Here is a 24,224-nt window from a genome sequence, read left to right as displayed (position 1 = left end):
TTCTGATGTTCACGAAAACAAAAAAAACTTGCAGACATCACCTCAATAGTCGATATAATGCCGCAGAAACCTCCCTGGCTTGTTCGCCAGTCATCATACGTCCCGAGCCGATAATACTACCCAGGGAGCTCCTGGCAGGTGCTGGAGTGCAGGTCCGCCTTGTAGCGGAAAGCCCGATTCACCTCAGCAGCCCCCACCGTGACCGTTACGGCCACGGGCAAACGTGGCAGCGGCAGGGTGGGGAGGTTTCAATCACTCGATACAAATCGCCTCCTGAATATCCGCACCATTTAAAACATTCAAAACCCGGGATAATCAAACTGATTTCGTTCTGCCCGCTCAAAAGCATCATGCATTTCATTGCTGTGAGTTGGATGATGTTCATGATCTTCTTCATCAATAGGCGCAAACATACGTTCAACCTGTCGCTCCATATAATCAGCCAGAACCATGATTTCAATTCTACGGTTGGCACTGGACTCAGGATGCTTTGGATCTCGGGGCACACGGTCAGCCATGCCAAGCACCATGAGAACTTTTTCTTCAAATAGACCACCAAACAGTAGCGTTTTACGAGCTACCTGTGCCCTGGCGGCAGACAGTTCCCAGTTGCCATAATCAGAACGTTGAAAACCTGAGCTATCGGTATGGCCGCTGATCATCAGGCGGTTGTCAATCTTATTTATAATCGGGGCCAACTCAAGTAATAAGTCCTGAAAAAAAGGGTTCATTCGGGAGCTTCCCCTTTCAAACATGTTGCGTTTGTTATTGTCCAGAATAACAATGCGCAAACCTTCCTTCAGCTGTTCAAGATAGATGAAGTCTTCGTACTTGCCGGCGGAATCATCCCCCCCGATCATTCGCTGGAGTTCATCCATAAGGTCTTTAAAGTCCGGGTTTTCATTCAATGTTTCGGCATTACCATCACCAATGATTTCGGGGCCTTCCCGACCTCGCATACTTGGCCCGGGGTTAGGGATTCTTACCAATGAATCCTGCCCACCGAAGTCAATTGGGTTCAGGCTACTTTGATGGCGAAAGGCACCAGGATCTTCAAAGTAAGCGGCAATAGCGGATTTGGCATCATCATCGGTAGCATTCATGATCCAAAGCAACAGGAAAAGAGCCATCATGGCGATAGCAAAGTCCGCCAGGGCTACCTTCCATGATCCCCCATGATGACTTCCTCCTCCACGTTTGGCTTTCACGTTAAGCGGTTCCCCTGTCCATTAGGCCTGACCTTCCAACATTTTTTCCAGCTCACTGAAACTAGGACGACAATCGTCGTAAAGTATTTTGCGCCCCGCATCCACCGATACGATGGGTGGAAATCCGGATTTATAACTGGCTAACGAAGCACGAATACAATCAAACGCCTGAAGCTCATTATTGATAGAATGACCTATCGCCGTGGCTGCCGGGCCAACCAGGCCGTAGGCAAAGAAGATACCCAGGAAGGTGCCGGTCAGTGCAGCGGCAATACTGGCACCGATCTGATCCATCGGGCCATTGATGGCACTCATGGTAATGACTATTCCCAGTACTGCAGCCAGAATGCCGAACCCCGGCAAAGCATCAGAGACATTCTGCAGCGCTGCAGCAGGGCGCATCATCTCATGCTCTTTTGTTCCTATTTCCTGTTCAATAATGCGTTCGTATTCATGAGCCGAGATACCGTCAACTAACGACAGCCGGAGGTTTTCCACAATGAAGCCATAGATATGTGGCGTTTTCAGAATAAGAGGAAATTTCTTAAAGATGTCACTGGTATCCGGTGATTCGATATGCTCCTCAAGAACCTTGTTCCCCCCCCTTTTTCTGGCCATCTCAAACAGGGTGTGCAACAGCATTAACAGCTCATCAAAGTAGGCCCGGTTAAAGCCGGTTCCTTTGGCCATATAGGCCATATGTCGTCCGGTGGCGCGGACGATAACCATAGGATTGGCGATCAGGAACGCACCAAAGGCACCGCCGGCAATCATCAGGATTTCCGCCGGTTGCCAGACCGAGATCAACTTCCCACCGGCAATCATAAAACCGCCAAAAATACTTCCCAGCATGGCCAGCAGACCAACAGTTTTCATATCAGGGCTCCCTGCTCCACTCTTCCATAAATGAGCGCAATCTCAATAATGCCTGCTGATGGAGTTGAGAAATTCTGGCTTCAGTCAGCTCAAGTATCTGGCCAATCTCTTTCATATTGAACTCATGAACGTAATACAGGTTCATCAGTTGCTGTTCTCGCTCAGGCAACGCTTTCAGGGCTTTTGCCAGTGCTTTATTACACTCATCACCTTCCGTAATGATCTGTATGGAATCGTCATCGCTGACTTCGATGACACTGGCACTGGCTTCGCCCTGAGTGAGCGCATCCAGGCTCAACAATGCGCCAGAATTTCCGCCCTGCAACATCCGGTGATAACGCTCCACACTGACACCCAGTTCTCCTGCAATTTCCTGCTCCGAAGGCGACCGCCCCAGCCGGTTGTGCAACGCCTGAATGGCATCCCGAATATTGTGGCTATGTTCACGGTCGGTGCGGCTGCGCCAGTCCCAGTGTCGAAGTTCATCGATCACCGCCCCTCTGATCCGGATTCGGGCATACTGCTCAAACGGGATGTTCTTCCCCGGCTCAAAACGGCTCGCTGCATCCAGCAGGCCCATCATCCCTGCCTGCAACAGGTCATCTTTTGGCACATCGCCCCCCAATGCTCCGGCGATATGTAGCGCAACTTTTTTCACCAGCCCCAGATGCTCCCGGATGAGTTCATCCCGGGAAACCGTTCCACTCTGTTTCTGGTAGGCATTCAGCCCTTTGCGTTGCTGTAGTGACATAGGGTCAGAACACTATTGAATGACCAGATCGGTAATAATCAGATCATCCATGGTGACCTTAACCTGCTCTTTTACCAAAAGGTCATTAACCCGGGAGATGGACTCTGTGCGAATAGCATCGGGCGCTTCTGGCTTTAATACATCGACGTATTGCAACGTATTCAAATACCGGATAATTTCATTGCGAACCATCGGGCGATAGGTCTCTAACTGTTTCAATGCCTCAGAATCGCGGCTCATCAATGACAATTTAATCTGCAGGTAGTGGGGGCGGGCTTCACTCTTGAGCGTGATAATGAACGGTTCCATTTTCATAAAATGAGGAACCGCCAACTTGCTCGGATCCTGACTCTTCTGCTGCATAAACATCCATGCTGCGCCCCCGGCAACCGCAATAAGCAAAACGGCCATAACCACGACCGTGATCATAAGCCCCTTGCCTGATTTCTTTTCGACTGCAGCTTCAGTCTGTTCCACCCCTTCTGCCATTACGCTTCCCTGCCACTATCAAGCCCCTGAGATCAACAGCAAGGGCAATTAAACAAAATGATCCAGCAATCGCCCTCCCCCGGAGCGAAACAGCTGTGCACCTGATAAATACTCCACATTGTCTCTCCCCCAATCGGCTTGCAGCAGGGTTTCTGAAGCGGCCATGTTTGCCGCTTGATGCCTCCCGGCCTGCTCTCCCTGGCCGGAATGAACATCGACTGATAATTCTGATAAATCCACACTGTGTTCGGCTAAAACCTGTCTCAGTCGTTCAGACTGGTTTAGTAGCAGGTCCCGGGTAGTGGCTGAAGACGCGGTCACCTGAAGGGAGAGCGATTCTGCATCCAGGGAAACAGACAGCGATAGACGTCCAAGTTCTGGTGGATCAAGCCGGATTTCCAGCCCGGTCTCACCTTTTCTGAGCATCTGGATCAGTTCAGTGCCCAGGCGTTGAGGCGATAGTGACTGAGGGAAAATGACTTCCCTGTGAGAAATGGCCTTCTGTTGCAGAGTCTCAGTATTGGCTTCAACCGAAGCAGGCACATGCAGTTTTCCCCCATGAGACACCTGATTCCCATGAATGGGTTCAGCTTCTGAGAACGGAGTCAAATTGAAATGTGCCTGCTCTCGAATCTTTACCTGGCTGATAAGAGGATGAACTTCTGGCAAAAAGGGATCAGCTGCCTTAGTCACAATACCTTGCGGCTGTTCCGTTTGGCTGAAAGCATCATTCGGCAGAGCTGCGCCCTGGCCATGGATACCATTTAGCGTTTTTGAATCACCGGTAAAGAGCGTTCTAGCAATGAATAATGGCTCACTCCCAGAGCCTCTCAATTGAGCTTGAGACAGCTGCCTTGAGCTATTGCCTGGCAACATCGTTTGATTGCTGATGTCCGCTACCGTCCGGAGTCCTTGATTTCGGCCATCCGCCAATTCTGCGACCTCTGGAGATACCGGGTATTGGCTTACCGCACCTGCACGAACAGAATCAGCCCCTTGCAGACTTATTTGTGTTGAAAATGCCCGACCAATATCTGACGAAGCAAGGTCAGAACAGGATGCCTTGCCAAGATGCATTATCGCAGGAGTGAAAGAACCTGCTGACAAGGCGGGCTGCCCCCCATAAGGTTCTAACGGTTGTTCAAGCTCACCATTCCGGGGCATCAGCTGCTCTGGAAAAGCAGGCAGGACGTCTGTCAACCCATTGGTATTTCCAGAAGCATCCATTTGCTGATAAATCCGATGAAACAACAAATGTTGGTCACCAGAAGGAGCCTGGTGCTGCGGCACTGCTGGCACAGGGAGGTTCGTAGCGGGCAAATGCTGAATTGCTGCCATTACAACCTTCGGAAATTACTGGCTCGCTGATAGCTGGAAAGTGCCAGACTATCCTTTCGAGTTTTTTTGATCACCGACAGGCTATCAGCCCGGTGTCGGCTACATACCTGCATCAGGGCGCTGCACAATACCTGTACTCTGGCGAGGGCCCCCTGAACCGGGGGCTGATTGGTTACACCGGCATCCGACATCTGTTGAAAAAATCCCTGCAAATCCTGATTAACAGCCATCATCCGATCCCAGTCTTTTGATTCCAGAGATGCTTCAAGATCCAGTTCAAAGGATCTCAGCTTATCGACATAATCAGTCACGGAGAGGTTATGCTCTTTCATTTTTAACCTGCGCTGGCTACCGCATTGTCTTCAACAGTACCGTTAACAACCGACTGCCACCCCTCTCTGATCTCTCCCATCAATCCGGAGACTTCATCAATCATGGTCACATCATTACTGGCATTGGCTTCGGTCAGTCGTTTGATGCAGTACTGATAAAGTCCCTGCAAATTACCCGCCAGTTCACCGCCTTTCTCATGGTCAAGGGACTGTTCCAGCACCAGCAGGATATCTATGGATAAATTAATTCGGTCAACCTTCTTACTCAGGTCTTGTTCTTCCATGTAGTGACGGGCTTTTGCCAGTGTCTCCATCAACTTATTAAACAGTGTTGCTACCAGCTGCTCGGGCTTTGCCACTTCCACTGAAGCCCGCTGCTGCTGTTGATAGGCGCTGATCCCTGGCCGCTTCATACATGCTCCGTATTTACTGGTTATTGTTGTTGATGGACGTCAGATTGTTGGTCAGCCACTGACTGGTGCCGTTTAACGAGGCCAGCAGGTTTTCCATGGCGAGGAATTGTTGCTGGTAGTAGCTTTGTGTTCGTTCCAGGCGCAGTTCAAGATCGGCCCGATCATCATTGATGTCACTCAATGATTCATTAATACGTTTTTCCCTGTCAGCCAGAGCGCCATCGGTTCCCAGAAAACCTGCCAGCCTCTCCTCCAGCCGTGCCATTAACCCACTGTCGCCAGCAAGTGCTGAAGCCAGTTCATCAAAGTTACGGTTTAGAGCATCATCCAGACGACTGTTATCAATAGAAAGCTCACCAGTACCGGTGGTTTTCAGGCCAAGGTCACCCAGAGTTCGAAAGGGATCCCCGTCATCACCAAACAGCTGGCTCAGCTCCCGACGAAGCTGTGACTCCAGCAAACGGGTCTGGGCATCCCCATTAAGGGCTCCGGCGGATACACCATTGTAATCCGTTAACTGGTCAAACGTGGTTTTGAGGGTATTCCAGGTATCAACAAATGACTGGATGGACGTTTTAACGCCATCTTTATCCAAGGTGACGTCCAGTGTGACTGAATTAGAGGAAGACGCTTTAAGATCAATCGTGACTCCATCCACCAGGTTTTCCAGGGTATTATCTGGCGAGGTCACTGTGATGGCAGAAGCACCACTGCCAAATGCAATCATGGCATCCTGAGCAGACTGCAGCTCAGTGAACGCACCAAGGGCTGCGGTGCCACCTGTCAGGCCGCTGAAATCACTGCTGATGGCATAATCTGCACCACTTTCACGGCTGGTGAGCATTAACCGTTGCTGGTCACTGTCGTTAATAATGACGGCCTGAATGCTGTTGTTATCTGCTGAGCTGTTGATGGCGTCCCGCAGCCCGGTGAGTGTGTCACTGCCTGCTGCAATAGTGACTGAGAAGGTTTCACCATTGACGGTGAAGATGGCGGTGCCCGAGCCTATGCTGGCATCATCGGCTATGGCCTGAGAGGCCAATTGATGACGGCTGGCCATTTGCTCCACGGTAAAGGTGTAACTGCCTTGTGCTGCAGAGCTGGTCACAGAAGCCCCTATTAAAGTTTCGTCACTGATGTTGAAAGCTCGTGGGCTAAAACCATTAACGGAATTCAACGATTCAATCTGGCTCTGAAAAGACTCCAGGGATGATTTCAGGGACGCAACTGCAGAGAGTTCAACCCGATAGGCCTCTTCACTCCGGTTTAGCCGGGATTCAGTAGGAGCCCGCTCAGCATTGACCAGGGCGGTAACCAAAGAATTGACATCCAGCCCGGAATAAAGACCTGAAACACTGAACATAATCAGCCCCTGATTAAATTACTATCTGTTTGATGTCGGCGCTGCTTTTGAAACATAAAGAACGGGAGCAAAAGCTCCCGTTGAAATAAACGAAACCACTGCCCACAACTTAACGGAGCAGAGACAGTACGTTCTGAGGAATAGCATTGGCCTGGGCCAGAATTGCTGTACCGGCTTGCTGCATTACCTGAGAACTGCTCAATTTGGCTGTTTCTTTAGCAAAATCAGCATCCATCACCCTGCTACGTGAAGCAGTTAGATTTTCACGGATATTAGAAAGATTATTGATCGTAGAGCTTAGACGATTTTGTATTGCACCCAGACTAGCCCGCTGAGTATCAACATCCTGAAGAGCCGTATCAATAGCTGTAACAGCTGCCGCTGCCCCCGTAGTAATATCCAGTGCCGTCAAATCAGCCCCAGCATTACCAAAATTATCAGAGACAAAGTTGTCGAACGTTACAGCGATTGTATTGTCCGCAGTTACATCAGTCCCAACAATAATGTTGATGGTGGCATTTGCTCCATTCAGCATTTTCTTTTCATTAAATTCGGTCGTATCGGCAATACGGTCTAACTCCAGAACCAAAGCATCAAACTCAGCATCCAAAGCACTAACATCTTCAGCTCCATATGTGCCAGTAGAAGCTTGTAGAGCCAAGTCTCTCATACGCTGCAGGCTGACAGTCATTTCCTCCATAGCTCCCTCAGCAGTCTGAGCCAAGGAAATACCATCATTAGCGTTACGAATGGCAACTGACATGCCATTTACTTGTGTCTGCATTCTATTGGCAATCTGCAGACCTGCAGCATCATCCTTAGCACTGTTGATACGAAGCCCTGAAGAAAGGCGCTGCATAGCGCTCTGCAGACCACCTTCGGTACGCATCAGCTGACGCTGGGCATTCATTGAAAAAGTATTGGTATTTACGGTCATTGCCATTGTTTATTTCTCCATCCATGGATATTCGCTATGAAACTTCAGCGATATTTCTGTTCTTTATAGTTTTAAGAAACGCTGAACCCCACTATTCGGTGACCGCCTGAATCCACTTAAACAAATTAATGATTTTTTTCAGTCGTTTTTAGATTAAAAAAATGATTTTATATATCTTTGTATAAATAAATGGGCCAACAACCCGGAACAGAGCAAGGAGAGCCCATGACACCGGAAGTTGTGGCGGACCTTTTCAAAGACGCACTGACCCTGATCGTTATCATGGTGTCAGTCATCATACTCCCCGGCATGCTGGTGGGTCTGGTGATCAGCACCATTCAGGCCGCCACCCAGATCAATGAACAGACACTGAGCTTTCTGCCACGACTGCTGGCCACCCTGATTACCATTGGCCTGGCAGGCAACTGGCTGATTCAGGAGTCTATGGATCTGTTTATCCGGCTTTATGAGCTGGTCCCGGAGCTGCTGGCCTGATGATCGGGTTTACCTTCAGCGAGCTGACCGGCTGGCTTGGTCAGTACTTCTGGCCCCTGTTTCGGGTTGCCGCGCTGTTGATGACCATGCCCATGGTCAGCAGTCAGGTGGTTGCCCCCAGAATACGCCTGCTGATGGCATTGGCCATTTCCTTTCTGATAGCCCCATTACTGCCCGCTGTTCCTGCCGTGGAGCCTATATCAGGAGCAGCTCTGCTGATTACCCTGCAACAATTGGCCATCGGCTTTGCCATGGGATTAATCCTGCAAATTTATTTTGCCATCTTCACCTCTGCGGGTGAGCTGGTTTCCATGCAGATGGGGCTGGGCATGTCGGTGATGATCGATCCGATCAACGGTGTTCAGATTCCTATTATCAGTCAGCTGTTTCAACTGCTGAGTTTCCTGATGTTTCTGGCCTTGGACGGGCATCTTGTGGCCATTACCATCATCATTGAGAGCTTCACCATCCTGCCAGTGGCACCGCTTGATCTCTCCCGAATTGTTTTGGAGCAATTGCCGGGGCTGGTGTCATGGATGTTTGCCAGCGCCCTGTTGATGGTGGTGCCCGCTATTATCTCCCTGCTGATTGTCTCCTTTACCTTTGGCGTAATGAACCGCTCAGCACCCCAGTTCAATATTTTCAGCCTTGGCTTCCCGCTGACCATGCTGGGCGGTCTGATTATTTTAATGCTGGTCAGCAGTCAGTTTTCAGGAATATTCGTTCGATTCACAGAAGCGGGGCTGGAAGCACTGTCCAGCCTGCTGTTATAGATGAGGGTTCTCAAGAATGGCCGATGACCCCCAACAGGAAGAACGCACCGAAGAGCCTTCCGAACGAAAAATCCAGAAAAGCCGGGAAGAAGGTCAGGTTCCCCGCTCCCGGGAGCTGGTGACTACCGCCCTGATTGGCGGTACCTTGCTGGCCATGTGGTTTAGCGGCAACCTGATCAGCCAGCAGTTGCAGAGCGTTATGCGCACCAGTTTCACCTTTGATAAAGCCGTGCTTCGTCAGGAAAACTGGCTGAAAAGCCATCTGGTTAACAGCCTGACCGAAGGGTTCTCAGGGCTGATGCCGTTTTTCCTGCTGATCACCCTGGCTACCGTTGGTGCTTCCCTGGCACTGGGTGGCTGGCTGTTCAGTAATAAGCTGCTGCAGTTTAAAGGCGAACGCATCAGTCCACTGAAAGGACTGCAGCGGATGTTTTCGGCCCGCTCACTGATGGAAGTGGTCAAGTCCATTGCCAAACTGCTCCTGCTTGGCTTTTGTCTCTGGCTCACTGCCCAGTGGTTTTTTGTCGAGTTAATGACCATTAACCAGTTATCTATTACCAGTGCCCTTTACCTGGGAGCAGGTTACCTGGTTAAGGCTATTGCGATGATGACCCTGGCGCTGGTGATTATCTGCATCATCGATATTCCATTTCAGCAATGGAGCCATTTACGCAAGTTACGCATGACACCCAAGGAAATGCGTGATGAAATGAAAGAGCTGGAGGGGCAGCCTGAAGTTCGCTCCCGCTTGAAGGAAAAGCAGCAGGAAATTGCCGGTCGACGTATGATGCAGGCGGTGCCGGGAGCCGATGTGATCATCACCAACCCGACACACTTTGCCGTGGCTATTCGCTACGACCAGCACCGGGCAAAAGCGCCCTATCTGGTGGCCAAAGGCGTTGATCAGGTTGCCCTGAGAATGTGTGCAGTGGCCAGGGAATATAATCGCCCGGTGATTCAGTCACCGGTACTGGCCCGGGTGGTCTATCACACGACAGGACTAAACCAGGAAATAGCCGACGAGCTGTACATAGCTGTCGCTCAGATATTGGCTTACATCAAGCACCTGAATGACTATCAGGCTGGAAGAATGCCCACAAGGCCAGAAATGCCGGAACCGGAGGTTCCCCGTGCTTTTCAGGAAAAGTGGGATAAGCAGGGATAACCAGGCTTTATCACAAGGACCAGACAATGATCAGGGAAGCTCAACGTCTGCTGGGAGAGTTATCGGGCAAAACCAATGGACTGCGTATTGGTATTCCATTGGTCGTTCTGATGACCCTTGGCATGGTAACACTCCCCATGCCGTCTTTTATGCTGGATGCTTTTTTCACCTTTAACATAGCCCTCTCCCTGCTGGTTTTACTGGTCAGTGTTTACACGCTCAGGCCATTGGATTTTGCCGTTTTCCCAACCATTCTGCTGGTCTCTACCTTACTCCGTCTGGCCCTGAATGTTGCCTCAACCCGTGTCGTTTTACTGAACGGTCATACCGGCCCGGATGCTGCCGGTAAAGTGATTCAATCCTTTGGTGAGGTGGTGATTGGCAACAACTATGTGGTCGGCCTGGTGGTTTTTGCCATTCTGGTCATTATCAACTTTGTCGTCGTTACCAAAGGGGCAGGTCGAATATCAGAAGTTACCGCCCGTTTCACTCTGGACGCTCTTCCGGGCAAGCAGATGGCCATTGATGCCGATTTGAATGCTGGCATTATTGACCAGCAAAAAGCCCATGACCGTCGGGAGAGTGTACGACGGGAGGCAGATTTCTACGGTTCCATGGACGGTGCCAGTAAATTTGTCCGTGGCGATGCGGTGGCAGGCCTGCTGATTCTGGCCATCAATATTATTGGCGGTATGCTGATCGGTACGCTTGGCCATGGGCTAAGTGCCGGTGAGGCCTTTACTGTCTATTCACTGTTGACCATTGGTGATGGTCTGGTCGCCCAGATCCCGTCACTGTTGTTGTCAACAGCCGCTGCCATGATGGTAACCCGGGTATCAGAATCCGCCGATATGGGGGACCAGGTATCGGAGCAGATGCTGTCATCCCCCAAAGCCATGATGCTGACCGGTGTTATCCTGATCGTTATGGGGCTGGTTCCCGGCATGCCATTTATTCCTTTTGTGGGCCTGGGTGCATTGGTCTTACTGGTATTCTGGTGGCTCAATAAAAACTCAATACCTGCTGAACAGGACGATACCAGGGAGCCGGAGGAGCAAAGCTCACCGGATACCTCCTGGTCATGGGGAGATATTCCGCCGGTAGATACCTTGAAAATAGAACTGGGCTTCCGGCTGATTACCCTGGCTGACGAAAAACAGGGTGGGCAGCTGTTAACCCAGATCAAAGGTATCCGCAAAAGCCAGTCCCGCCAGCTGGGCTTTCTGGTTCCCAGTGTCCATATCAAAGACAATTTAAGCCTGAAACCCGATAGCTATACCATCGAATTAAAGGGAGTCACCGTTGCTGAAGGGCAGGTTGATCCGGGAAAGTTATTAGCCATCAACCCCGGTGAGGTGTTTGGCGAGCTTAATGGCACCCCAACCAAAGACCCGGCTTACCAGCTGGATGCACTGTGGATTGAACCTTCCGACAGAGATCATGCATCAGGACTGGGGTATACCGTCGTTGATCCCGCCAGTGTCATGGCAACGCACTTGAATAAAATCATCGATGAACATGCCAGTGAACTGCTTGGTCACGATGAAGTCGAACAACTGGTGGATAAGCTACGCCATTACTCCCCGAAACTGGCCGACGAGTTAATTCCGAAAAAAATTTCCATCAGCATTTTTTCCAAAGTCCTCCGGGAGTTATTGGTGGAAGATGTTCCGGTCAGTGATATTCGTACCATTGGCTCTACGCTGTTAGAGTCCTCGGAAAATAACAAGGAAACCTGGCAGCTCACGGCCGAAGTCAGGGTCGCCCTGCGCCGGGCCATAGTGCAGAACCTGATCGGTCATCAGCAGACACTGCCTGCGGTCAGCAATTCCCGCAAAAAGGGAAAAAATAAAGATTTTCCCTTAATTGTCTCATTACTTTTTTGGACACAAACAAAAAACTCAGCACAAAATCTGATCCATAGGTTAACTTAAATTCACTGAAGAAAATGGGTTATTATTTGGTAACTATGCCGTATCAGGGAATAAACTCCGGATGCTGATCATTTTCCGTTTTGGCTGTTCACTTGGTTTCACTCGCTTGCCTTTCGGTTTTGGTTCAGGTGTACCCTGCAAGATCAGCCCCTTCATGAATAACACCCAGGAACTAACCACAAAAATCTCAAAAAAATTCCTCTGCTTTTCCCAAAAAATCTTTTTCCGCTTGTTAGCCTTCAGCGCTTCATTAAATAATGGGCAGGAAAGCTCAACAATTTGATCAATCAGAAAGGCAAGAAACATCAGACAGGCAAAGTTGCTTGCCAGATTCTCTTCACCATGACCATAGTTATGCTCAAGACTGTAACCCAAATTCTTCAGTGTATTGAACGTTTCATTTTCAATTAACCACCGTGCGCGTCCTCCTCGCATGATTTTCATGCAACACATATGGTTGTGAATGGGCAGGCTGGTTACCCAGCTATTGCAGTACTTTATTTTTCCATCCGAATCCGTTTCCACATAGTCGACATAATTGACCATAAAATCAGGATGTGACTTATTGAGTGGAACATCGTTTACGTAGCGAGACGAATGCCGGTGACCCCGTTTGTCGGTATAAGTGAACCGACGGACTTTGCCTTCCCGGTCCAGATCATCAACGGCTTCCAGCAAAGCCTCATGATCACTGTCCTTGGCAACAGTGATAAAATTGTGACCATAAGACCGGATGAGTTTAAGGGTTGGCCCCTTGGAATAGAGACCATCTAAACCCAGTACCAATTTCAGGTGGTAGTGTTCCCTGGAGAGATCTTCCAGAATGCGTTCAAGGGCACGCACTTCACAGTCATTTTTGGAAGCATCTTTTTGTTGAGTAATAGGTTCTGGCATTAACGGCAGAACTGTTTTCAATCCTGGCTTTACAAGACAGATCGCGGATAACTGATGATAGAAAACAGTTGTTTTTTTAGGATTGTCGGCGTTTTTTGTGCAACAGTTTTTACAATTGATACTCTTTGACGTAAAAGTTTGTGTGCCATCAATGGGAGCCAGGTAGCCCTCTTTAAAATATTGAAAATGTTTCAATTTCCCACGACGCTGACAATAAGCAAAAAGGGCGAGAAACAGTGGTCGAATATGCTTTGTCTTAACGTGATCAATTATTGATCTCAGATAGGTATCACAGGGTATATTTTGAACATGATATAAACTCTTGGCGTTTTCCTTGATAGTGGGCTGTTCACGTTTGTCATCGCAGGCCAGTAACGATGGATTTTTGTTATGAAAAACAGCAAGGGCATACATAAACAAATCGGAAATGGAAAAATTTGATGAGCGCCCTTTTTGTGAGCGAGGATCGGGAATCTCTTGAACTTGTTCAAAGACAAGATCAATGAGGTCAGTAGTAACCGAATGATTATGAGAGGTAGGCATAGGATACTGTGTTGCTATTTTGCCAAAAGCATCATCTATTTTAGACTGCGTAGCTGAAATTGTCCTGTAAGCTTCCAGACCTTGGGAACAGCGGGCTTTCAGTCGTTGTGGGAATTACTGGCCTGCGGTGACCATGAGCCCAGAACTGGAGCAGGTCATCATGAAGAGCTTTCAACAGGCGGTAAAAAACAGCCATTTCTCACCGGACTCCCTGCCACTGGAGCCGGGTATTGCTGAACAGCTTCAGCAGCAGCTACCCGTTGTTGCTGATAAATTGATTGCCGAAGGAAAGCCGCCCATCATGCTGGTCAACGATACCATTCGCCCGGCTATGGCCCGCTATGCAAGACTGTGCACTGATGGCATGCACGTACTGTCGTTTAATGAAATACCTGAAAATAAAGAGGTCATTGTCGTAGGCAAAGTCGGGTAAACCCCATAACAGAAAAGTTGTTTGTTTTTAAGGCTTGATAACGGTATCGTGAAAATAGCTATTTCAACTTCATAAAGAAAGCTGGCAAATTTCGCTTCGTGTTCCCTTCGGGCAGGTATTTCCATGGACAGGAAATCAAAATCATCACTGAACAGCCGGGAGCTGTCAGGTACTGCAAAAGTACAGAAGGTACACTCTTCTTCTGAATTTAAAGATCTTGAAACTTATGATCTGACCAATCCGGATTATAAGATTCATGACCTGCTACCTACGCTGGAGCTGATCAACCAGCGTTTCTCACAACTGTTCAGACATGCCATCAGCAGCCTGTTCCGGCATAACATTGATGTGCAGTTTGACAGTGTTGATTCATTACAAGTGGGCGATTACCTTGCCAATGACACAACCCCCGATATCAAACATATCTATAAATCAACCACGCTGAAATGCTCTGGATTTATGGCGATTGAATCTCCGATGCTTTTTTCTCTGGTGGATATTTTTTTTAGCGGATCCGGAGATAGTGTAAATCCAAAACGCAACGAACTGACAACCGCTGAAATCAGAATATTGCTGAGAGTTCTCAAAGCTGCTGCAGATAAACAGACAGAAGCCTGGGGCAGTATACTCTCGTTTAAAATCAAACTGGCGGATAATTACAACAGCCCGGTTTCAACACTGTTTCGATCGGACACCGAAATCATTCTGCTGAGCCAGTTTACGCTACAGCTGGGCAGTCAATCCTGCGCACTCCATATCGTCATGCCCTATCAGGCACTGGAACCCGTGAGAGAAAACTCCAGGCCTTTAAATTTGCTGAGCAGGACCCTCAGTGGCAACGCAATATGCTGATGGGATTGATGCAGGCCCCGCTGGAAGTATCCTCCCGGCTCTGTGAAGTTGATATCAGCCTCAGAGATGTGATGCGACTGAAGCCCGGTCAGATCATTCAGGCCGATGTCCCCCCCCAATGTTACCGTCAAAGTTGCAGGCGTGCCCTGCTTTAAAGCGTCGGTATGCACGGTACAGAACAGTCTGGCCATCAAGATCACCAAAAAATTGCACAGCGAAGAAGTAGAGGTGTACCAGCACGAGGAGAAGGAAATCCATGAGTAATGAAGACGACAGCGTTACCCCAAACGACAGCATGAGCTTTCAGGACAGCCTGGAATCTGAACAATCCACCCAGCCCGTTGAAGAGACAGCAAATCTCCCCCAGGCCATGAGTGACCTGGGGATGATCCTGGATATCCCCGTCACCCTTTCGCTGGAACTGGGCAGCACTAAAATTAATATCGGTGATTTAATGCGCCTGAACAAAGGCTCTATTGTTGAGCTGGAAAAAGAGGCTTCAGAGCCGTTGGAAGTGATGGTGAATGGCAAACTCATTGCCTATGCCGAAGTCGTGGTTATTCATGATAAATACGGCATTCGTTTCCTGGATGTGGTCAGTGAATCAGAAAGACTGAAGCATATTTCCTGAATGAAAAACAACAACAATAAATACAGGCTGATGACGTTCGCATTATCAGCCTTCTTCTGCTTTTTTGCTGTTGACAGTTTTGCCGAGTCAGGCCTGCCACTGATCACGGTAACCAGCAACGGGGATGCAACGGAGTACAGTGCCAGTCTTCAGATCCTGATTCTGATGACGTTACTCAGTTTTATCCCGGCAGCGTTATTGATGATGACGTCGTTTACCCGCATCATCATCGTTCTGGCCATTCTCAGGCAGGCGCTGGGTTTACAACAAACGCCGCCTAACCAAGTGTTGCTGGGTATTACGCTGGCGTTGACCCTACTGATCATGACGCCACTATTTGAAGACATTTATGCCTTGGCAGTGGTCCCCTACCTGGAAGATAGCCAGACTTTACTGGAAGCACTGACACAGGCCAGCTTGCCAGTGAAAGACTTTATGTTGAAACAGACCAGGGAAACGGATCTTGAACTGTTCTTCACTATCGCCAAACAGGACATACCGGTAAATCTGACAGATACGCCCTTATCAATCGCAATACCTGCTTTTGTAACCAGCGAACTGAAAACCGCTTTCCAGATCGGTTTTATTATTTATATTCCCTTTCTGGTCATTGACCTTGTGGTGGCCAGTGTTTTGATGGCAATGGGCATGATTATGCTGTCACCACAGATGATCTCTCTGCCATTTAAATTAATGCTGTTTGTTCTGGTGGATGGCTGGGCAATGATTATGGGAACCATGGCATCCAGCTTTTTTTGAACAAACGTTAAACAACGGACGCCTGAATAATCAGGCTTCTTTTAGTATTGCCCGCTCAATCAGCTCAGCCTTTTCCCGGAAAAATTTCATCCTGGCATAGAGTTTTAACACTTCCTCATGGGCCTGACAGGCCTGCTCCTGCTCCAGGTCGGACCAGCAAGGTACCGGTAACTGCTTTAAATCCTGACTGTGGATAAATGGCACATTATTATCTGTACGTATCGAATCAATCAGTTTCCGGCCCGTCTCAGACTTCAGAAATCGAAACAGGACAACCGGGCTATGGAGCCCATTACCTGGCTTTTGTCGTAAGATAACAAAGGACTGACCAGCGACCCAGTTATTGCCACATAATTCCGGAACCAGTGCCAGTTTTCCCGCCTGCCCCTTTATCGCCAGCAATATATCGCCAGCTTGTAATGTCTGCCCTTTGGCTCTTTTCAACCGGTCGGGGCCAATCTGCACAATACGCTTGGGTGCTTCAACCAATCCGGCATCGTTTATATCATTGACCGTCACTTCCATAAATACCCGAATATCCTGCTCATGCTCCGCACCTCGCAACGCCTGGGCACGAATAATCTCAAACCCATCGTCCAATACTGAAACCGCTCCGGTGGAACGAAAAACCACAGAACGGTTGGCTCCCAGATAATGGCCCGGATCCAATGGGAAATGGGTATCGCCAGCACTCAATAAATCAGTGCAATTTACCTGATAACTGACTCTGGTATTTCGGGGATCCCGGATTTCTTCGACAATCACATCCGAATTATTTAATCGATATTTTGCTTCCCCACGCTTTTTCACGGCGACTGACTTAAAATAATCGTTATCACTGTTGATAAAGCAAATTGTATTGGACGTATCACCCCCAAAAACAAGAACAAACAAGGGCTGAGCCCGCCCTGGTAATAAACCGGAAGGTAAACGGATAACCCCGGAGAGACGTCCATCCTTAATCAACTTTTTCCGGAAGTTTCGGCTTTCAGCGGTATTTTTCAGTAGAAAACGACCAGGAATCACCAAAACCATTGAGCCACTGCATTGGTGAAGCATGTGAGTCACAAACAATATCTCCTTCTGACGTATGCCCGAAGAAAATCGGCCAAACAGATCCCTGACTTCATTCACTTTATAGCTGTGTTCACGCAATAAAACTCCGACACCATAAGCAAACTGTCTAAGCCTGCCATGTTGCAAAAACGCCGGATTCAACACCGGGTCTCCTTCTCGCAGAGCCACCTGGCTACTCAGTAAAGCGATAAGAGAGTGCATGGTCTCAGGTTGAGGGTGTTCAGAAAACAGCTGAATATTTTTGCCGGTCAGTAAAGGCATGAAGCCAAAGGCACCATCACCAGAAAGATAAACAGGATGCTGAAGGTCTTTTGGTAACAGGTTAGCCACCAGATCCCTGACTTCCGAGGGCAGAGCTGGCCGCACTTGTAGATATTTACCATAAAGAATATCCGGCAGCTCATGATACCGGATAAGCCCATGCCGCCTTGCGGTAGCAAGAGAAGTCGCCAGTCGTTCAAGCTCTGGCGCAGGAATAGCCTGAAGATAATGCTGGTAATGTGACCACGCTGAATTCCAGACGGGATCGCTTTTAAAGGCAGAAACACCTGACAGGCCTACTGACAATATTTCTGCTATCAATGAGTGGTCAGCAGTCTGGTAGATATCGCCGTTAAATCGTATCTCTTTATTGAGCAGACCATTCTCACTTAAGTAACACCAGGCTAATAACTGCCCCATCAGATGAAGGTAATCCTGATACCAGCTGTTTTTTCTGAGCTGATCCGGCACCAGCGCATTTACTATCTCTTTTCCCATGATCTATCCCTTAGAAGAAAATAAACAGCAGATGAACGTAGTCAATGAAGCGTATAGTTAATCATCTGCTGATTCGATATTTCGCTGCAGAAAAAGCTAATCAGCAGATGATTAGCCATTTCATGTGTGGATTTTCCCCGATGACATACTGAAAAAGCCTTCAAATAAATTACAACCCGGTCTGAACTTTATTTTTTGCGATCACTTGAGCATCCACCACCTTTCCTGAGGAGCGATTGCGAACCCGGATAGTCTCAGACATTAAGCCACTTTCCAGCGCAATACCGGCCATGGCAACGTACAGATTGTCCCCTCCAGCCAGTATGGTGACCACTTGTCCTTTCTGAACCAGATAATCAGGCACCAGGGCGCTCCCTGCAACCAGGCTACCTATTGCAAGTGAGCGCCTCAGTTGTCGCCCGGTGACCAGTTCAGGCTTCTGGAAAAAATCACCTCTTAATTTGTCCCAGGAAACCCTTATCAACTGCAAAGCATCCTCAGTGAGGATATCTCCCCGGGATAACGCCTGGCGAACATGAACTGCAGGAACCTGAACGTCTACATCGGCGGTCACATAATGTCGCCATTGCCCGGGGCACTCAACGTTCAGCCTTACCTGGCCAACAGGGGGACGATGATCAGACCGTCTGGAAACCCTCAGAGCCTGCTGACAATGTCCGGGGATCTTTTTTAATGGTCTTACCGTTATGGATTGGCTGGCATCAGGGTAGGCTTGCAGGAAGTTGCCAAGCGATTTATCTAAATAGTTGGCAACCCGATCATTAATGGTCTCTTCAATCGACGGCTGGGCGGCAAAAAGAGGCGTGCTGCCAGGCAGCAATGGGGCAAAAAGTAGTGAGGCGAAAATACCGGACAGAAGCGGTTTGCTGAATGACATGTGCGATCCCTGCTTTTGCTCATTCAGCAATCAGGCTATCACAATCGTCTATTATGGGAAAACCGGTATCAATATCGTTGCAGGACTTCTTCCAACTCACGTTTCATCAGTTGATCTTCTCGTTTTCTGTTCCTGATGTGTGCCTTATGGGAAAGGTGCTCCAGGCCGCGAGTTTTTTTCTTCTGCTCTTCAAGGCTGGCTGCCAGTAGCTCAAGGCTCTGCTGCCGGGCGGTGAGTTTCTGATCCAGTAATAATAAAACGTCGTTAATTAAAGTGGAGAACTGGTTTCGATTCCAGCATGACAAGGCATTAACGGTATGGCCAAAGTTCAGGGCGCTGCTGTCTTGAGAGCCAGTGATCAGCTGTTTCTGCTGATCAAGCGCCAATACTTCGGATTGTGCTACCGCAACCTGTTGTTGCAGCCGCCTGGTTTGGCAATCCATCGCTTTGCAGAGGCTCTTAAGCTGCTGCTCATCAGCCATGGGTCAACACTTCCTTTCTTACCATCATGCGATTAAGCAGCTGGGTGCTGTCTTCCGGGTTCACCTGTTCAAAGCGGCTCTGTTGCAGAAACTGCTCCATGGACGGCCGCAGCTCAATGGCACGATCCAGTTCAGGATCAGCGCCCGCCTGATAGGCACCAATGGCCATAAGCTCCTGAAATTGGTTATATCTGGCATAGTAGCGGCGAAAGTGGCCGGCATTTTCCCGCTGACGTTCATCCACCACCTGGGGCATCACCCGGCTTATCGATTTGTCCAGATCAATGGCCGGGTAATGCCCTTTCTCGGCAAGTTCCCGACTCAAGACAATATGCCCATCCAGTACCGAACGAGCACTGTCTACTATAGGATCCATCAGGTCATCACCATCTGCCAGAACGGTATAGACGGCAGTAATAGCCCCATTGCCTGTCCCGGTTCCGGAACGTTCCAGCAGAATGGGAATTTTACTGAATACCGAAGGAGGAAATCCCCGTGAGGCAGGTGCTTCTCCCATGGCCAGTGCCACCTCTCGATGCGCCTGGGCATACCGGGTTAATGAGTCCATCAGCAGTAAGACTGATTTCCCCTGATCCCTGAAGTACTCGGCAATGCGATGACAATAGGAGGCTGCGCGAATTCTTCTGACCGGAGATTCATCACCCGGTGCAGCAACGACAATGGTTCGGGCCATCCCCTCTGCTCCCAGGGTATTTTCAACAAACTCTTTCACTTCCCTGGAGCGCTCACCAATAAGCCCAACCACCGTTACATCCGCCTGAGTGTTCCTGGTCATCATGCCAAGTAATGTACTCTTACCGACACCGCTCCCCGCCAACAGGCCAACTCTCTGCCCCTGACCCAGGGTTAGCAGTCCATCAATGGCCCTGATCCCGACATACTGTGGCGTATCAACCGCTCTTCGGTGCATAGGGTTTATGGGATGAGGCAAAACCGGTATACGCTCGTTGACCACCAGTGGCTGGTTATCCAATGGTTGTCCCATAGCGTCTATTACACGGCCAATAAGTCCACTGTCTATCGGTACACTTTTATTGCTTGCAGCCGGAATAATCAGATCGCCTGGAGCCAGGCCCTCCTGATGAGTAGACAGTGACATAAGAAAGGACTGCTTTTTATTAAACCCAACCACTTCTGCATCGAACTCCCCACCGGATCGTGAGCGAATGCGACACAACTGGCCCACTGGCAATTTAATACCCGTCGCCTCAAGCAGTAAGCCGTTGATCGATGCGACCCGGCCAGTCACTGTGGCCACGGGGACAGAACGTAAGCGATTGATCAGGGTATCACCCTCCATCGTCAGCCCTGTCATGAAGTGACCGCCTCCAGATTTGCCGGCAGGGATTCCCGAATAATATCCAGACATTGCATCAGCCTGCTCTCCAGACGGGCATCGGCCTCTCCATCACTGGCAACAATACGACAGTCTCCGGGAGTCAACTCCTGGCTTACTGACAGTTGCCATGGAATACCAAAATCCGGTTTCACTTCTCTGAGAAGCTCTGCATCCTGCTCACAAACATGAATCGAGTACTCATCACTTTCCGGTATAAGGTCCAGAGTCTGGCGAATAATCTCGACAATTTGTCCCTGTTGTGTACTGACTTCCGTACGAACCACCTGGCGGCATACTTCTTCCACAACCTGTCCCAGCCAGATCGACAGTTGTTCACGATTTTTCAGGTGTTCCGTCTGTAGTGATGCCAGCTCCTTATGAAGGCTCTCAAAAAGGCTTTATGTTGTTCAGAAACCTGCTGCGCCTGACTGGCTACTTTACCGGAGGCTTCCTCAAATCCCAGACGCCTGCCTTCTTCATAGCCCCGTTGATAGCTTTGCTTCTCAACCTTTTGCATCTGTGCCGCATGGTTTTCTGCCCGCACTTTTTCCGCAGCGTCAAAGCTCTGCCGGTTATTTGAATTCGGGGCAGCGGACTCTGGCTTGATGGAGGGCGTCTGGTAACGTTTTTCTTTAAAGAGGTCTGCTTCGTTTTCAGTGGATGCAACGCCAGTGGGCTCCTGAATAGACTCACGATCATGCACGGGAAACTGAAACCGTTTATAGGCCGCTGTCTCAGGCTGCCAGATTCTGTTTCTGTTTTTCATGGTAGCCTCTTGGCAATTACTCGATCATCTCTTCATCATCATTGAAACTCAGCTCAATCTCTCCACTGGCCGCCAGCTGCCGGGCAATGCGCAGAACATCATTTCTCGCACCCTGCACCTGGCTGGCACGGACAGAACCGAGGTTTTCAATATCTTCCTGAAGAAACTTTGCCGTACGTTTGGTCATGGTAGCCAGAATGGCATCCATCACCTCTTGAGCCACGCCCTTGAGCGCCAACGCCAGAATATCCTGACTGACTTCACTGATAATTCTGCGCAAGACATCCTCATCCAGACGGACAATATGCTCAAAGACGAACATCTGTTGTTCAATTTTTTCCGCCAGCTTCTTATCCTGCTCTTTAAAGAAGCCCAGGACATTTTTAACGGTGGTTTCACCCATCCGATTCATAATATCGGCAACCTGCCTAAGACCACTGACCGTGGTGTTATGGCTGGTGCCCAGTCGGCCAATATTGTCATCAAACATCCGGTTCAGTTCTTGCAGAATGGAAGGATGGAGTTCTTCAAGTCTTGCGACCCTGGATAAGAGGTCTTGATGAGAGGCGACCGGCAATCGCTGCAATACTTCAGCGGCCTGCTCAGGTTCAAGATAGGTCAAAACGACAGCCTGCAACTGGGGATGTTCACCCGCAATCAACTCAGTAATGGTTGCTGAATCCATCAACTTCATGGTTTCCAGAGAGTTATCCTCATCACCAAAAATGGAGTCCATCACCCCCTTTGCCTCTTTATCCCCCAGGGCCAGCTTCAGCGTCTTATCCAGATACCCCCGGGATGAACCGGTTAAACCACTGTCATAACGATAGGTGTGGAAAAAAAGTTCCAGAACTTCCTGCACCTGGTCACGTTTCAGGGGTGCCATGGCGGCCATGGAAGCACTGATCTGACGAACCTCTCTCTGGCTGAGATGCCCCATTACCTTGGCGGCACCTTTCTCACCCAGGCTCAGCAGTAAAATAGCAATATCCCTGGTCGTCGGCTGTCGTAAAGCCAGTGCTGTCCCATCAGTCATAGCTGCTCATCCATAATTTAATCACCTGGGCAACCCGCTCAGGCTGCTTGGTCGACAGTTTTCTCATATGAGTAATCTGGGTTTCAAAGTCTGCCAGTTCAGGAGGGAGCAAATTGAATGTTTCGTCAAACAGAACACGCCGTTCATTTTCGTCACCTTCCTGACTGTCCTGCGCGCCACCTTCAACCAGTGCCGGTAAAGACTCTTTTGGAGGCTCCAGATTAACGGTCACCTGCTTCATTAATGGACGGATAAGAAACAGCAGCACCATAACCGCCAGTAACGTACCGCTACCATATTTGACGTAGTACAAAGCCTGAGGTTGCTGCCACCAGGCAAGCGGCTCTGGAGCAACACTGGCAACCGGCACGAACGGTGCCGTGTGAATACTGATCCGATCACCTCTTGCCTGATCCAGACCAGTAGCATCAATGATCAACTGACGGATACTGTCCAGCCTGGCCTGATCCCAACTCACCGCTCCCAGCGCCTGATCGGGCTGCTCATTAAAAACCACCGCGATACTGAGCTTGTCGATCCGCCCCTGCTGATTGGACACCTGTCGTACTACCTTGTCGACCTCATAATTGCGCACAAACTCAGACTGGGTACTGGTTTCAGTATCACCATCAGGGTCGGTCTCTTCCGGCGGCTGATTGCTCAACGTACCGGGAATACCTCTTGCCTGGCCACCGGTATTGACCCGCTCTTTGCCCTGTTCACTGCGCAATACCGCGGTACCGGGGTCAAACTGTTCAACGGTCTGAATCACTTTTTCAAAGTCAACGCTGGCTGTTACCTGGGCCCGATAATTGCCCGGGCCTACCAGTGGTTCCAGCAAGTGACTGATTCTTTCCTGATAACGGGATTCCACCTGTTGTTTGAAATCAAACTGCCTTGAAACCTCTCCCAAAGCACTGTTGTTGAGCAGCACCTCGGAGGAGAGCAACTTGCCACTCTGGTCAATAACCGACACATCCTCTCTGTTCATATTGGCAACGCTGGTAGCCACCAGGTTGATGATGCCTTCTATCTGTTCAGGGCTGAGCCGGTAGCCTGCCAACAGGCTGATAAAAACCGATGCCGATGGTTTTTCCTGACGCCGGATAAAACTGCTCCGCTTGGGAATGGCCAAATGCACCCGGGCATTTTTGACCGGCTTCAGACTGATAATGGTTTGGGCAAGCTCACCCTCCAGCCCCCTGAGGTATCGAACCCCCTCAACGAACTGGCTGGTGCCAAGTTCCTGTTGATTCAACGTATCAAGGCCTTCAGGGGATCTTGCCTGAATGCCCGCGACAGAAAGCTTCATTCGGGCTTCACTGAGTCGGCCTGCATCAACCAATACCTGACCAGACTCCGGGTGAAGCTTATATTCCATACCTTCACGGTCGAGGACTTCAACAATACTGGCAACGTCGTATAATTCCTGATTACCGTACAGAGGCTGGTAATCCGCAGACTGAGACCAGAGCCAGAAAACCACCAGCAACGCTATACCGGCCGCCAGCATCACCATCATGATGGCCTGATAACCACGATTATCCTGAATAAATGATCGTACTTTTTCCAGATATACCTGCCAGGATGCTTTGACCTGCTCTTCCTGACCAGAGGCCTCCGGGGAGCTGTCGGCTACCGTTTCTGCCATGGCTTATCC

General features: G+C 49.4%; 27 protein-coding genes, 1 other RNA gene and 1 pseudogene. 11 read left to right on the top strand and 18 right to left on the bottom strand.

Features of this window, described 5'->3' with window-relative positions; translation table 11 throughout:
- Positions 1-68: 68 nt before the first annotated feature.
- A non-coding RNA gene (gene ssrS / locus O3276_RS19920) (6S RNA) lies at positions 69-248 on the top strand.
- Between the two features lie 51 nt (positions 249-299).
- Here ssrS and O3276_RS19915 read toward each other — a convergent pair.
- From O3276_RS19915 to O3276_RS19875, 9 genes are all read right to left on the bottom strand, one after another.
- Entirely contained in the window at positions 300-1,208 is a 909-nt protein-coding gene (locus O3276_RS19915; protein WP_269672885.1) for a flagellar motor protein MotB, read from the bottom strand.
- Positions 1,209-1,229: 21 nt separating this feature from the next.
- Positions 1,230-2,084 carry a flagellar motor stator protein MotA gene (motA, locus tag O3276_RS19910; RefSeq protein WP_269672884.1) on the bottom strand — a complete coding sequence of 285 codons (855 nt, stop codon included), beginning with the start codon at positions 2,082-2,084 and terminating at the stop codon, positions 1,230-1,232.
- Position 2,085: 1 nt separating this feature from the next.
- The gene (locus O3276_RS19905) at positions 2,086-2,835 is read right to left on the bottom strand and encodes a sigma-70 family RNA polymerase sigma factor (protein ID WP_269672883.1); all 750 of its coding nucleotides are present in this window, start codon (positions 2,833-2,835) and stop codon (positions 2,086-2,088) included.
- Positions 2,836-2,847: 12 nt separating this feature from the next.
- Positions 2,848-3,324 carry a flagellar basal body-associated FliL family protein gene (locus tag O3276_RS19900; protein ID WP_269672882.1) on the bottom strand — a complete coding sequence of 159 codons (477 nt, stop codon included), beginning with the start codon at positions 3,322-3,324 and terminating at the stop codon, positions 2,848-2,850.
- Between the two features lie 48 nt (positions 3,325-3,372).
- Positions 3,373-4,662: a flagellar hook-length control protein FliK gene (locus O3276_RS19895; RefSeq protein ID WP_269672881.1), complete on the bottom strand. Its 1,290-nt coding sequence runs from the start codon at positions 4,660-4,662 to the stop codon at positions 3,373-3,375.
- Positions 4,662-4,994, bottom strand: a complete 333-nt coding sequence (locus O3276_RS19890; RefSeq protein ID WP_269672880.1) for a hypothetical protein — start codon at positions 4,992-4,994, stop codon at positions 4,662-4,664. Before O3276_RS19890 ends, O3276_RS19895 begins: the two co-directional genes overlap by 1 nt.
- Before the next feature lie 2 nt (positions 4,995-4,996).
- Positions 4,997-5,407: a flagellar export chaperone FliS gene (gene fliS / locus O3276_RS19885; RefSeq protein WP_269672879.1), complete on the bottom strand. Its 411-nt coding sequence runs from the start codon at positions 5,405-5,407 to the stop codon at positions 4,997-4,999.
- A gap of 13 nt (positions 5,408-5,420) precedes the next feature.
- The gene (gene fliD / locus O3276_RS19880) at positions 5,421-6,770 is read right to left on the bottom strand and encodes a flagellar filament capping protein FliD (RefSeq protein WP_269672878.1); all 1,350 of its coding nucleotides are present in this window, start codon (positions 6,768-6,770) and stop codon (positions 5,421-5,423) included.
- A 109-nt stretch (positions 6,771-6,879) separates the two neighbouring features.
- Positions 6,880-7,713, bottom strand: coding sequence for a flagellin N-terminal helical domain-containing protein (locus O3276_RS19875; RefSeq protein ID WP_269672877.1), 834 nt, complete (start codon positions 7,711-7,713; stop codon positions 6,880-6,882).
- Positions 7,714-7,932: 219 nt separating this feature from the next.
- Between O3276_RS19875 and O3276_RS19870 the strand changes: the two genes are divergently transcribed.
- The 4 genes from O3276_RS19870 to flhA are packed head-to-tail and all read left to right on the top strand — an operon-like array spanning position 7,933 to position 12,074.
- Positions 7,933-8,202 (top strand): flagellar biosynthetic protein FliQ, encoded by a 270-nt coding sequence (locus O3276_RS19870; RefSeq protein WP_269672876.1) that lies wholly within the window; start codon positions 7,933-7,935, stop codon positions 8,200-8,202.
- On the top strand, positions 8,202-8,975 hold the full coding sequence (gene fliR / locus O3276_RS19865; RefSeq protein ID WP_269672875.1) for a flagellar biosynthetic protein FliR: 774 nt from the start codon (positions 8,202-8,204) through the stop codon (positions 8,973-8,975). The genes O3276_RS19870 and fliR overlap by 1 nt, the downstream gene beginning before the upstream one ends.
- A gap of 16 nt (positions 8,976-8,991) precedes the next feature.
- Positions 8,992-10,140 (top strand): flagellar biosynthesis protein FlhB, encoded by a 1,149-nt coding sequence (gene flhB / locus O3276_RS19860; RefSeq protein WP_269672874.1) that lies wholly within the window; start codon positions 8,992-8,994, stop codon positions 10,138-10,140.
- Positions 10,141-10,166: 26 nt separating this feature from the next.
- Complete coding sequence (gene flhA, locus O3276_RS19855) at positions 10,167-12,074, top strand: flagellar biosynthesis protein FlhA (protein WP_269672873.1); 1,908 nt, start codon at positions 10,167-10,169, stop codon at positions 12,072-12,074.
- Between the two features lie 33 nt (positions 12,075-12,107).
- Here the strand turns inward: flhA and O3276_RS19850 are convergent, their stop codons facing one another.
- The gene (locus O3276_RS19850; protein ID WP_269672872.1) at positions 12,108-13,511 is read right to left on the bottom strand and encodes a hypothetical protein; all 1,404 of its coding nucleotides are present in this window, start codon (positions 13,509-13,511) and stop codon (positions 12,108-12,110) included.
- Positions 13,512-13,632: 121 nt separating this feature from the next.
- Between O3276_RS19850 and O3276_RS19845 the strand changes: the two are divergent.
- From O3276_RS19845 to fliP, 6 genes and pseudogenes are all read left to right on the top strand, one after another.
- Positions 13,633-13,944, top strand: a pseudogene (locus tag O3276_RS19845) (FHIPEP family type III secretion protein); the annotation flags it as partial.
- A 123-nt stretch (positions 13,945-14,067) separates the two neighbouring features.
- The gene (locus O3276_RS19840) at positions 14,068-14,796 is read left to right on the top strand and encodes a hypothetical protein (RefSeq protein ID WP_269672871.1); all 729 of its coding nucleotides are present in this window, start codon (positions 14,068-14,070) and stop codon (positions 14,794-14,796) included.
- Positions 14,790-14,951, top strand: a complete 162-nt coding sequence (locus tag O3276_RS25900) for a FliM/FliN family flagellar motor switch protein (protein WP_442876540.1) — start codon at positions 14,790-14,792, stop codon at positions 14,949-14,951. Before O3276_RS19840 ends, O3276_RS25900 begins: the two co-directional genes overlap by 7 nt.
- Positions 14,902-15,060, top strand: a complete 159-nt coding sequence (locus tag O3276_RS19835; protein WP_269672870.1) for a hypothetical protein — start codon at positions 14,902-14,904, stop codon at positions 15,058-15,060. Before O3276_RS25900 ends, O3276_RS19835 begins: the two co-directional genes overlap by 50 nt.
- Positions 15,053-15,427, top strand: coding sequence for a flagellar motor switch protein FliN (fliN, locus tag O3276_RS19830; RefSeq protein ID WP_269672869.1), 375 nt, complete (start codon positions 15,053-15,055; stop codon positions 15,425-15,427). The genes O3276_RS19835 and fliN overlap by 8 nt, the downstream gene beginning before the upstream one ends.
- Positions 15,428-16,186 (top strand): flagellar type III secretion system pore protein FliP, encoded by a 759-nt coding sequence (fliP, locus tag O3276_RS19825; RefSeq protein WP_442876539.1) that lies wholly within the window; start codon positions 15,428-15,430, stop codon positions 16,184-16,186.
- A gap of 30 nt (positions 16,187-16,216) precedes the next feature.
- On the opposite strand, the gene O3276_RS19820 is transcribed toward fliP, so the two are convergent.
- The 8 genes from O3276_RS19820 to fliF form a co-directional block, all read right to left on the bottom strand.
- Entirely contained in the window at positions 16,217-18,022 is a 1,806-nt protein-coding gene (locus tag O3276_RS19820; RefSeq protein ID WP_269672868.1) for an N-6 DNA methylase, read from the bottom strand.
- Positions 18,023-18,191: 169 nt separating this feature from the next.
- Entirely contained in the window at positions 18,192-18,920 is a 729-nt protein-coding gene (flgA, locus tag O3276_RS19815) for a flagellar basal body P-ring formation chaperone FlgA (RefSeq protein WP_269672867.1), read from the bottom strand.
- 68 nt (positions 18,921-18,988) lie between these two features.
- Positions 18,989-19,402, bottom strand: coding sequence for a hypothetical protein (locus O3276_RS19810; RefSeq protein ID WP_269672866.1), 414 nt, complete (start codon positions 19,400-19,402; stop codon positions 18,989-18,991).
- Positions 19,395-20,738 carry a FliI/YscN family ATPase gene (locus tag O3276_RS19805; protein ID WP_269672865.1) on the bottom strand — a complete coding sequence of 448 codons (1,344 nt, stop codon included), beginning with the start codon at positions 20,736-20,738 and terminating at the stop codon, positions 19,395-19,397. Before O3276_RS19805 ends, O3276_RS19810 begins: the two co-directional genes overlap by 8 nt.
- Positions 20,735-21,091 (bottom strand): FliH/SctL family protein, encoded by a 357-nt coding sequence (locus O3276_RS19800; RefSeq protein WP_269676022.1) that lies wholly within the window; start codon positions 21,089-21,091, stop codon positions 20,735-20,737. The genes O3276_RS19805 and O3276_RS19800 overlap by 4 nt, the downstream gene beginning before the upstream one ends.
- 14 nt (positions 21,092-21,105) lie before the next feature.
- A complete protein-coding gene (locus tag O3276_RS19795; protein WP_269672864.1) occupies positions 21,106-21,528 on the bottom strand; it encodes a FliH/SctL family protein in 423 nt (140 codons plus the stop codon).
- 16 nt (positions 21,529-21,544) lie between these two features.
- Positions 21,545-22,564: a flagellar motor switch protein FliG gene (fliG, locus tag O3276_RS19790; protein ID WP_101746799.1), complete on the bottom strand. Its 1,020-nt coding sequence runs from the start codon at positions 22,562-22,564 to the stop codon at positions 21,545-21,547.
- Positions 22,557-24,215 carry a flagellar basal-body MS-ring/collar protein FliF gene (gene fliF, locus O3276_RS19785; RefSeq protein WP_269672863.1) on the bottom strand — a complete coding sequence of 553 codons (1,659 nt, stop codon included), beginning with the start codon at positions 24,213-24,215 and terminating at the stop codon, positions 22,557-22,559. The genes fliG and fliF overlap by 8 nt, the downstream gene beginning before the upstream one ends.
- Positions 24,216-24,224 lie beyond the last annotated feature (9 nt).

The sequence above is a fragment of the Endozoicomonas sp. GU-1 genome (assembly GCF_027366395.1).
Classification (GTDB): Bacteria; Pseudomonadota; Gammaproteobacteria; order Pseudomonadales; family Endozoicomonadaceae; genus Endozoicomonas.
Note: the sequence above shows the minus strand (reverse complement) of the source record. Positions and strands in the feature narration are given on the sequence as shown.

What these genes read in the sequence shown, in the direction of transcription:
- motA (WP_269672884.1), bottom strand. Translation starts at nt 2,084, where the DNA reads ATGAAAACTGTTGGTCTGCTGGCCATGCTGGGAAGTATTTTTGGCGGT.
- O3276_RS19905 (WP_269672883.1), bottom strand. Translation starts at nt 2,835, where the DNA reads ATGTCACTACAGCAACGCAAAGGGCTGAATGCCTACCAGAAACAGAGT.
- O3276_RS19900 (WP_269672882.1), bottom strand. Translation starts at nt 3,324, where the DNA reads ATGGCAGAAGGGGTGGAACAGACTGAAGCTGCAGTCGAAAAGAAATCA.
- O3276_RS19895 (WP_269672881.1), bottom strand. Translation starts at nt 4,662, where the DNA reads ATGGCAGCAATTCAGCATTTGCCCGCTACGAACCTCCCTGTGCCAGCA.
- O3276_RS19890 (WP_269672880.1), bottom strand. Translation starts at nt 4,994, where the DNA reads ATGAAAGAGCATAACCTCTCCGTGACTGATTATGTCGATAAGCTGAGA.
- fliS (WP_269672879.1), bottom strand. Translation starts at nt 5,407, where the DNA reads ATGAAGCGGCCAGGGATCAGCGCCTATCAACAGCAGCAGCGGGCTTCA.
- fliD (WP_269672878.1), bottom strand. Translation starts at nt 6,770, where the DNA reads ATGTTCAGTGTTTCAGGTCTTTATTCCGGGCTGGATGTCAATTCTTTG.
- O3276_RS19875 (WP_269672877.1), bottom strand. Translation starts at nt 7,713, where the DNA reads ATGGCAATGACCGTAAATACCAATACTTTTTCAATGAATGCCCAGCGT.
- O3276_RS19870 (WP_269672876.1), top strand. Translation starts at nt 7,933, where the DNA reads ATGACACCGGAAGTTGTGGCGGACCTTTTCAAAGACGCACTGACCCTG.
- fliR (WP_269672875.1), top strand. Translation starts at nt 8,202, where the DNA reads ATGATCGGGTTTACCTTCAGCGAGCTGACCGGCTGGCTTGGTCAGTAC.
- flhB (WP_269672874.1), top strand. Translation starts at nt 8,992, where the DNA reads ATGGCCGATGACCCCCAACAGGAAGAACGCACCGAAGAGCCTTCCGAA.
- flhA (WP_269672873.1), top strand. Translation starts at nt 10,167, where the DNA reads ATGATCAGGGAAGCTCAACGTCTGCTGGGAGAGTTATCGGGCAAAACC.
- O3276_RS19850 (WP_269672872.1), bottom strand. Translation starts at nt 13,511, where the DNA reads ATGCCTACCTCTCATAATCATTCGGTTACTACTGACCTCATTGATCTT.
- O3276_RS19840 (WP_269672871.1), top strand. Translation starts at nt 14,068, where the DNA reads ATGGACAGGAAATCAAAATCATCACTGAACAGCCGGGAGCTGTCAGGT.
- O3276_RS25900 (WP_442876540.1), top strand. Translation starts at nt 14,790, where the DNA reads ATGCTGATGGGATTGATGCAGGCCCCGCTGGAAGTATCCTCCCGGCTC.
- O3276_RS19835 (WP_269672870.1), top strand. Translation starts at nt 14,902, where the DNA reads ATGTCCCCCCCCAATGTTACCGTCAAAGTTGCAGGCGTGCCCTGCTTT.
- fliN (WP_269672869.1), top strand. Translation starts at nt 15,053, where the DNA reads ATGAGTAATGAAGACGACAGCGTTACCCCAAACGACAGCATGAGCTTT.
- fliP (WP_442876539.1), top strand. Translation starts at nt 15,428, where the DNA reads ATGAAAAACAACAACAATAAATACAGGCTGATGACGTTCGCATTATCA.
- O3276_RS19820 (WP_269672868.1), bottom strand. Translation starts at nt 18,022, where the DNA reads ATGGGAAAAGAGATAGTAAATGCGCTGGTGCCGGATCAGCTCAGAAAA.
- flgA (WP_269672867.1), bottom strand. Translation starts at nt 18,920, where the DNA reads ATGTCATTCAGCAAACCGCTTCTGTCCGGTATTTTCGCCTCACTACTT.
- O3276_RS19810 (WP_269672866.1), bottom strand. Translation starts at nt 19,402, where the DNA reads ATGGCTGATGAGCAGCAGCTTAAGAGCCTCTGCAAAGCGATGGATTGC.
- O3276_RS19805 (WP_269672865.1), bottom strand. Translation starts at nt 20,738, where the DNA reads ATGACAGGGCTGACGATGGAGGGTGATACCCTGATCAATCGCTTACGT.
- O3276_RS19795 (WP_269672864.1), bottom strand. Translation starts at nt 21,528, where the DNA reads ATGAAAAACAGAAACAGAATCTGGCAGCCTGAGACAGCGGCCTATAAA.
- fliG (WP_101746799.1), bottom strand. Translation starts at nt 22,564, where the DNA reads ATGACTGATGGGACAGCACTGGCTTTACGACAGCCGACGACCAGGGAT.
- fliF (WP_269672863.1), bottom strand. Translation starts at nt 24,215, where the DNA reads ATGGCAGAAACGGTAGCCGACAGCTCCCCGGAGGCCTCTGGTCAGGAA.